Raw genomic sequence first — 7,616 nt, 5'->3', positions numbered from 1 at the left:
AAGATTTTAGCAACAACACCAGCACCTACAGTACGGCCACCTTCACGGATAGCGAAACGCAGACCTTCGTCCATCGCGATTGGAGCGATCAGAGTAACAGTCATTTGTACGTTATCACCAGGCATTACCATTTCAACGCCTTCTGGCAGCTGAATGTCGCCAGTTACGTCAGTTGTACGGAAGTAGAACTGTGGACGGTAACCTTTGAAGAATGGAGTGTGACGGCCACCTTCGTCTTTAGACAGAACGTATACTTCTGACTCAAACTTGGTGTGAGGAGTGATAGAACCTGGAGCAGCCAGAACCTGACCACGCTCAACTTCGTCACGCTTAGTACCACGCAGAAGTGCACCAACGTTCTCACCTGCACGACCTTCGTCAAGCAGCTTACGGAACATTTCAACACCAGTACAGGTAGTAGTAGTAGTCTCTTTGATACCAACGATTTCTACTTCGTCACCTACAGACAGGATACCACGCTCGATACGGCCAGTTACTACTGTACCACGACCCTGGATAGAGAATACGTCTTCGATTGGCATCAGGAACGGCTGGTCTACAGCACGCTCTGGCTCAGGGATGTAAGAATCCAGAGCTTCAGCCAGTTCAACGATCTTCGCTTCCCACTGCTCTTCACCGTTCAGTGCACCCAGAGCAGAACCCTGGATTACTGGCAGGTCGTCACCTGGGAAATCGTACTCAGACAGAAGTTCACGAACTTCCATTTCTACCAGCTCAAGCAGCTCTTCATCATCAACCATGTCACACTTGTTCATGAATACGATGATGTAAGGGATACCAACCTGACGACCCAGCAGGATGTGCTCACGAGTCTGAGGCATAGGACCATCAGTAGCAGCAACAACCAGGATACCACCGTCCATCTGAGCAGCACCGGTGATCATGTTTTTAACATAGTCAGCGTGTCCTGGGCAGTCTACGTGTGCGTAGTGACGTGATGGAGTGTCGTACTCAACGTGAGAAGTTGCGATGGTGATACCGCGCTCACGCTCTTCTGGAGCGTTATCGATAGACGCGAAGTCTTTAGCTTCACCGCCGTATACTTTAGCCAGAGTAGTACAGATAGCTGCAGTCAGAGTAGTTTTACCGTGGTCAACGTGGCCGATAGTACCAACGTTTACGTGCGGTTTCGTACGTTCAAATTTTTCTTTAGACATGGGGTGTCCCTCAAGGTACGGATTAAAGGTGGCTTTAGACCACGCAACCAATATTAATGGTAATACTTCGAAAGGAAATGACGCTAAGAGCTGGTGCTGATAGGCAGACTCGAACTGCCGACCTCATCCTTACCAAGGATGCGCTCTACCACCTGAGCTATATCAGCACTCTTAATTGAGTGGAGCGGGCAGCGGGAATCGAACCCGCATCATCAGCTTGGAAGGCTGAGGTAATAGCCATTATACGATGCCCGCACACGTAACTCTGAGAGCTATTTCCTAAAGAATATGGTGGAGGGGGACGGATTCGAACCATCGAAGGCGGAGCCGGCAGATTTACAGTCTGCTCCCTTTGGCCACTCGGGAACCCCTCCAAAAATTTCTGCACTCTTACTCATTTAGGAAAGAGTGGTGCCGACTACCGGAATCGAACTGGTGACCTACTGATTACAAGTCAGTTGCTCTACCTACTGAGCTAAGTCGGCACATAAGTGGGGCGCATTCTAAGGAATGTGCCGCCGGCTTGCAATAGCTGAGAGCAAAAAAAAACAAAATTCCTTTACCAGACTGACAATTGCACATAAATTCATCACATCTCAATGGCATCAGGGCAATTTATGCCAGCCTTGTCGTTTGATTTCTGAACGCCATAGTGTATTGTCGTCACCCTGCCCGATAACCCAAGGTTTACTATGACCCCTTACATGCATTTTGACCGTCAGCAGTGGTCTGAACTGAGAAACTCTGTCCCAATGACTCTTAGTGCAGAAGATCTGAAGGAACTGCAGGGGATCAATGAAAACCTGACCATGGAAGAGGCAGTAGAAATCTACCTCCCTCTTTCCAGGCTGCTCAATCTGTATGTCGCCGCCCGTCAGAGCCGCAACACCGTTTTGCAGGAGTTTCTGAGTGATGAGCAGCACGCGCCACCCTTTATCATCGGTATCGCCGGCAGTGTCGCGGTTGGCAAAAGCACCACCGCCCGTTTGTTAAAAGCACTGCTGTCACGCTGGGAAAATCACCCGAAAGTAGAGCTGATCACCACCGATGGTTTTCTCTACCCAAACAAGGTGTTAAACGAGCGTGACCTTATGACCAAGAAAGGTTTTCCTGAGTCCTACGATATACGCCGCCTGGTGCAGTTTGTCTCAGATGTAAAATCGTGTAAGCGCAACGTGACCGCACCGGTCTATTCTCACCTGACTTACGACATCACCGAAGAAGAGAAAGTGGTCGATCTGCCGGACGTATTGATCATTGAAGGTCTGAACGTGCTGCAGAGTGGCATGGATTACCCGCACGATCCGCACCGGGTATTTATCTCCGACTTCCTCGACTTCTCACTGTTTGTCGACGCAGAGCCAGAGCAGATTGAAACCTGGTATATCGAGCGTTTTCTTAAGTTCCGTCAGGGCGCATTCCTTAAGCCCGGCGCTTACTTTAACCACTATACCCAGATGAGCCAGGATGAAGCGGTCGGCAAGGCGCGCCATATCTGGGCAACGATCAACGGCAAGAACCTGAATGAGAATATCCTGCCGACGCGGGAGCGGGCACAGCTTATTCTGAGAAAGGGCAGCAATCACACTGTAGAGCAGGTATTACTGCGTAAATAAAGGGCTTAAGGCGCAAGCAGGTACTTACTCTGCACTGCGCAATGAAATTTCACCACCAATGAAGGCCTCGATGCCTGAGTCGGTTTTCAGCAGCACCGCGCCCTGGTCATTGATGCCAGCCACTTCACCGTGGATCTCTTTTGGTCCCATGATCAGTTTAACCTGACGGCCGGTAAAGTTATCCATCCGGTTCCAGCGCGGAACGAAACTGCTCATACCGGTCAGCTCATACTCTTCCAGTGCCTGATGCCAGTGTTTAATCACGGTGGCAGCGAGCTCACTGCGCTGTGTAGATAACGATTCATCAGCGATCTGATTCAGCGCCGTCCAGGGCTGGGTGATCTCTTCTGTCTGCTCCGGCATGGCCACATTAAGCCCCATACCTATGACCAGGTGAGCCGCCGCTCCCGCCTGACCAGACATCTCAACCAGAATCCCGGCCAGTTTCTTGTCCTGATAGTAGATATCGTTCGGCCACTTCACCTTAACGCCCTCTACACCCATGGACTCAAGCGCTTCGACGGTAGCAACACCGATCACCAGACTCAGGCCTATAGCAGCCGCCATACCGGCATCGAGCCGCCAGTACATCGACATATACAGATTAGTGGCAAATGGGGATACCCAGTGACGTCCACGCCGGCCACGTCCCTGACTCTGATACTCAGACAGACAGACATGACCACTGTCGAGCATCTGAATACGGTCGAGCAGATACTGGTTAGTGGAATCGATAACCGGGAAGACTTCGGCAGGCCTGCCGGACAACTGACTGATGGTATCCGCATCAAGCAGCGACAGTGGCTGTGCCAGCCGGTATCCCCGTCTTGGTACGCTGAAAATATCCAGCCCCAGCTCCTGCAGGTTTTTAATGTGTTTGGCAATCGCAGCCCGGGATACACCAAACTGCTCTCCCAGCTTTTCGCCGGAGTGAAACTCTCCATCAGCCAGGATTTCAATAATCGCAAATTTCAGAGACGGCTCTTTCATGGCTTACTTTCCCTGTTTGATCCAGGCCTGAAGATCTGTCTCTTCAGTGGCCCCCATAAAGCGGACTTCGTGCTCAAGTGACACGCCGTAGCTCTGTTTCACCCTGTCAGTGACCAGCTCTGCAAGCCTCAGAACATCTTCAGCGGTGGCGTTATTCTGGTTTACCAGTACCAGCGCCTGGTTGGCGTGCACCATAGCACCACCACAACGGGTACCTTTCAGGCCGCAACGGTCAATCAACCAGCCGGCTGCCAGCTTTACGCCCTGCTCTGTCGGGTACCCCACAATATCAGAATGTAGCTGCTTAAGCTGCTCAAACCGCTGCTGGCTCACCACCGGGTTCTTAAAGAAACTGCCTGCGTTGCCCTGTCTGGCCGGGTCCGGCAGCTTGGACATGCGCACTTCACAGATGGTCTTATAAATCAGCTCTGGCGTCAGCTTGTCTTCGCACAGCGCCTGCAGTGGCCCATAAGCAGCATTCGGCTGCCAGCTCTTTGCCAGGCTCAGTCCAACAGATACAATCACTGCGCGCCCTTTGAGTTCGTGCTTAAAGACTGAATCACGGTAACCAAAACGGCACTCAGGCTGACTGAGACGCTTCACTTCAAAGCTGTCCAGACAGAGGTAATCCACGTACTCACAAACGTCTTTGAGTTCAACGCCATAGGCACCAATGTTCTGAATAGGCGACGAGCCGGCGCACCCCGGGATCAAAGCCAGATTTTCAAGGCCGAAATACCCCTGAGCCAGACTCCACTCAACCAGTTCTGGCCAGTCTTCCCCCCCCATAATCTGCAGGTGGTATGCCTCAGATGACTCGTTGATGAATTTACCCATCAGGCGATTAAGGATCACCACTCCGTGAAAATGCTCAGTGAACAGCATATTACTGCCTTTACCGAGCACAAGTTTCGGCAGCGATGTCCACTCAGGGTTCTGATAGCAACTGATCAGCTCCTCCAGAGAGGTGACTTCGACAAGATAATCGCAGCTCGCCGAAACGGAAAAGGTATGGAAATCCTTAAGGCTTGCTTGTGGGTATATGTTCATAAATCTGGACGCCAAAATAATTCTGCGGGTATTCTAACCCATCCACCAAATTCACGCAGTGACTGAATGAATCCGTTAACTTTTGAAATCATCGAGCCGGTCAAACTTCCGCTGGTTAAACGCTTCTACAAACAACACTACCCGGCAGGCAAAGCCAAATCCGATGAAGTGATCCTGGCAGCTTACCAACAGCAGATGGTCGCTGTTGTCCGCCTGCGGCCGATTGAAACCTTCCGGCTGCTGACTGGCATGGCCGTGGACTCCAGCCTCAGAGGCCAGGGAACCGGCGCCGCACTAATGCAGCACTGTAGGGACAAGCTGTTGAAAAATGGCGATTACTGCTTCGCTCTCAGCCACCTGGAAGAGTTCTACTGCCGCTACGGTTTCAGGCCTGTTAACGAGTCAGAACTGCCTGCCAGCCTGAGAAACCTGTACCAACGGTACTCAAATTCTGGTAAGTCGCTCAAACCTTTACAATATATCGATAATTCCTGACCATTTATCATGGCAGATTTCTGGTCAGTGACTGGCAATTTTTGGTAAAATTTAAGATTCGCAATTTTGCACACAGAACAAGGCTTTCAAAGATTTATGATTGCAATCCGGGATAAAATAACCACGCTGCCGACCATCGCGATGGATCCGGCACACTTTCAGGTTCTCTATTCCGCAGAAGCATTTCGCATGCATCTGTTACAAGCCATAGAGCAGGCAAACACGCGTATCTGTATTGCTGCCCTCTATCTGGAGGATGATGAAGCCGGCCGTGAAATCCTGACTGCCGTTTATGAAGCCAAACAGGCGAACCCGGATCTGGACGTTAAGATCTGCGTAGACTGGCACCGTGCCCAACGCGGCCTGATCGGTGCTGAGCAGTCAGAAGGCAACGCTTCCATGTACAAAGAGTTTGCCCAAAAGTACCAGTACGAGATCCCTGTATTTGGTGTTCCTGTTCGTGGCCGCGAAGTATTTGGAGTCCTGCACCTTAAAGGCTTTGTTATCGATGACCAGGTCATCTACAGTGGCGCGAGCCTGAACAACGTCTATCTGCATAAGCAGGATCGCTACCGCTTTGACCGCTACCACGTCATCGACAACGCGGCTCTGGCAGATTCCATGGTGCGCTTTATCCAGGAAGAGATGATCAGCCACAATGCGGTCAATAACCTGGCCAGCGATAAAAAACCGGCGACGAAAGATCTGAAAACAGTGATCCGCCAGTTCCGCGCCAGCCTGACCCGCTCCAGCTATCAGTTTGCCCACCAGATCCCAAACAATGACCAGGTGGCGATCACACCGATCGTGGGTCTGGGCAAAAGACGTAATCCGCTGAACCAGACTATCGTAGAGCTGGTTGCCAAAGCCAAAGATGAAATCTTCATCTGCACGCCTTACTTCAATTTCCCGAAAGATCTTGCGAAAGAACTGAAAAAAGCGCTCAAACGTGGGGTAAAAGTCTCGATTGTTGTGGGTGACAAGACCGCCAATGACTTCTACATCCCGCCAACAGAGACGTTCAGTACCATTGGTGGCTTACCATACCTGTATGAGATGAACCTGCGCCGCTTTGCCAAGAGCAACGAAGCTTACCTGGCAAGCCGTCAGCTGTCAGTCCACCTGTGGAAGCACGAGAACCACAGCTACCACCTGAAAGGCATGTGGATCGATAAGCGCTATATGCTGCTGACAGGCAACAACCTCAACCCACGTGCGTGGAAACTGGATCTTGAGAACGCCCTGCTGGTTCAGGACCACTACGCTCACCTGACGGAGAAATTCGAACAGGAAGTCGCGAATATCCTGCAGCACACTCAGCTTGTTTGTACCTACCGCCAGATCGATAAAGTCGACACCTACCCGGCAGAAGTACAAAAGCTTATCCGTACTATCCGCCGCGTAAGCGCGGACAGGATACTGAAGCAGATACTTTAACGGATACGTGAAGCATAAAGACCAAAGCCGGCTGTCAGAGCCGGCTTTTTTGTGTCTGGGATATAGAGAGGGGACGTGTGCGCTGCGCTTCGTGGGACGGGAGAGGAGGGACACGGCTGTGACTGGGTACTGGGTACTGGGTACTGGGTACTGGGTACTGGGTACTGGGTACTGGGTACTGGGTACTGCACGCAGGCTTCGCTATGCCGTTCTTTCCGTCAAGCAAATACCTGTGGCTTCAGCAAACTCCCCCAGAAACCCAGGACCTGAAAGCGAAGCGTCCCAGGATCTTTTCCACGATAGCCCCTCGAACCACGAAGCGAAGCGCCCGCGTACCACGAACCAATACCCCAATACCTGCTGAAAGCATAAAAGTTACAGGCACAAAAAAGCCCGACGCTTTCGCATCGGGCTAATATAAGTGGCGGAGCGGACGGGACTCGAACCCGCGACCCCCGGCGTGACAGGCCGGTATTCTAACCAACTGAACTACCGCTCCGCAGCGGCATACTTGCTAATTAAGCAAGCGTCCTTAATTTAAAGCCTGGCGATGTCCTACTCTCACATGGGGAAGCCCCACACTACCATCGGCGCTATTGCGTTTCACTTCTGAGTTCGGCAAGGAATCAGGTGGGTCCACAACGCTATGGTCGCCAAGCAAATTCTTTAATTCGGAAAGCTGTTTCGTTCTACACTACATTCAATGTTCTTTATTGAGTCCATCAAAACCCCTTGGGTGTTGTATGGTTAAGCCTCACGGGCAATTAGTACAGGTTAGCTCAACGCCTCACAACGCTTACACACCCTGCCTATCAACGTTCTAGTCTCGAACAACCCTTCAGGACACTTA

General features: G+C 51.4%; 6 protein-coding genes, 5 tRNA genes and 2 rRNA genes. 3 read left to right on the top strand and 10 right to left on the bottom strand.

The genetic code is table 11. The features are described 5' to 3' along the window. The 5 genes from tuf to ACVB80_RS24155 all read right to left on the bottom strand — a co-directional run. Positions 1–1,178, bottom strand: a 1,178-nt coding sequence (tuf, locus tag ACVB80_RS24175) for an elongation factor Tu (protein WP_481083803.1), incomplete at its 3' end; no start/stop codon positions are given. A gap of 91 nt (positions 1,179–1,269) precedes the next feature. Continuing rightward, positions 1,270–1,345: transfer RNA gene (locus ACVB80_RS24170), tRNA-Thr, on the bottom strand. Positions 1,346–1,358: 13 nt separating this feature from the next. Further along, a tRNA-Gly gene (locus tag ACVB80_RS24165) sits at positions 1,359–1,433 on the bottom strand. Positions 1,434–1,467: 34 nt separating this feature from the next. Beyond that, positions 1,468–1,552: transfer RNA gene (locus tag ACVB80_RS24160), tRNA-Tyr, on the bottom strand. A gap of 35 nt (positions 1,553–1,587) precedes the next feature. Beyond that, a tRNA-Thr gene (locus tag ACVB80_RS24155) sits at positions 1,588–1,663 on the bottom strand. 207 nt (positions 1,664–1,870) lie between these two features. On the opposite strand from ACVB80_RS24155, the gene coaA reads away from it, so the two are divergent. Then, positions 1,871–2,794: a type I pantothenate kinase gene (gene coaA / locus ACVB80_RS24150; RefSeq protein WP_481083820.1), complete on the top strand. Its 924-nt coding sequence runs from the start codon at positions 1,871–1,873 to the stop codon at positions 2,792–2,794. Positions 2,795–2,818: 24 nt separating this feature from the next. Here coaA and birA read toward each other — a convergent pair whose 3' ends face one another. Both birA and murB read right to left on the bottom strand, forming a co-directional pair. Continuing rightward, positions 2,819–3,784, bottom strand: a complete 966-nt coding sequence (birA, locus tag ACVB80_RS24145) for a bifunctional biotin--[acetyl-CoA-carboxylase] ligase/biotin operon repressor BirA (protein ID WP_481083819.1) — start codon at positions 3,782–3,784, stop codon at positions 2,819–2,821. Positions 3,785–3,787: 3 nt separating this feature from the next. Beyond that, on the bottom strand, positions 3,788–4,834 hold the full coding sequence (murB, locus tag ACVB80_RS24140; protein ID WP_481083818.1) for a UDP-N-acetylmuramate dehydrogenase: 1,047 nt from the start codon (positions 4,832–4,834) through the stop codon (positions 3,788–3,790). A 66-nt stretch (positions 4,835–4,900) separates the two neighbouring features. On the opposite strand from murB, the gene ACVB80_RS24135 reads away from it, so the two are divergent. Continuing rightward, on the top strand, positions 4,901–5,329 hold the full coding sequence (locus ACVB80_RS24135; RefSeq protein ID WP_481083817.1) for a GNAT family N-acetyltransferase: 429 nt from the start codon (positions 4,901–4,903) through the stop codon (positions 5,327–5,329). Between the two features lie 96 nt (positions 5,330–5,425). Beyond that, positions 5,426–6,766, top strand: coding sequence for a CDP-diacylglycerol--serine O-phosphatidyltransferase (gene pssA / locus ACVB80_RS24130; protein ID WP_481083816.1), 1,341 nt, complete (start codon positions 5,426–5,428; stop codon positions 6,764–6,766). A gap of 422 nt (positions 6,767–7,188) precedes the next feature. Here pssA and ACVB80_RS24125 read toward each other — a convergent pair. From ACVB80_RS24125 to ACVB80_RS24115, 3 genes are all read right to left on the bottom strand, one after another. Next, positions 7,189–7,265: transfer RNA gene (locus ACVB80_RS24125), tRNA-Asp, on the bottom strand. Positions 7,266–7,308: 43 nt separating this feature from the next. Next, positions 7,309–7,424, bottom strand: a 5S ribosomal RNA gene (gene rrf, locus ACVB80_RS24120). A gap of 85 nt (positions 7,425–7,509) precedes the next feature. Next, a 23S ribosomal RNA gene (locus tag ACVB80_RS24115) occupies positions 7,510–7,616 on the bottom strand; the annotation flags it as partial.

Source organism: Vibrio sp. 9-16B-A1 (assembly GCF_056726165.1).
Note: the sequence above shows the minus strand (reverse complement) of the source record. Positions and strands in the feature narration are given on the sequence as shown.

Coding starts and splice junctions, on each gene's coding strand:
- coaA (WP_481083820.1), top strand. CDS start 1,871: ATGACCCCTTACATGCATTTTGACCGTCAGCAGTGGTCTGAACTGAGA.
- birA (WP_481083819.1), bottom strand. CDS start 3,784: ATGAAAGAGCCGTCTCTGAAATTTGCGATTATTGAAATCCTGGCTGAT.
- murB (WP_481083818.1), bottom strand. CDS start 4,834: ATGAACATATACCCACAAGCAAGCCTTAAGGATTTCCATACCTTTTCC.
- ACVB80_RS24135 (WP_481083817.1), top strand. CDS start 4,901: ATGAATCCGTTAACTTTTGAAATCATCGAGCCGGTCAAACTTCCGCTG.
- pssA (WP_481083816.1), top strand. CDS start 5,426: ATGATTGCAATCCGGGATAAAATAACCACGCTGCCGACCATCGCGATG.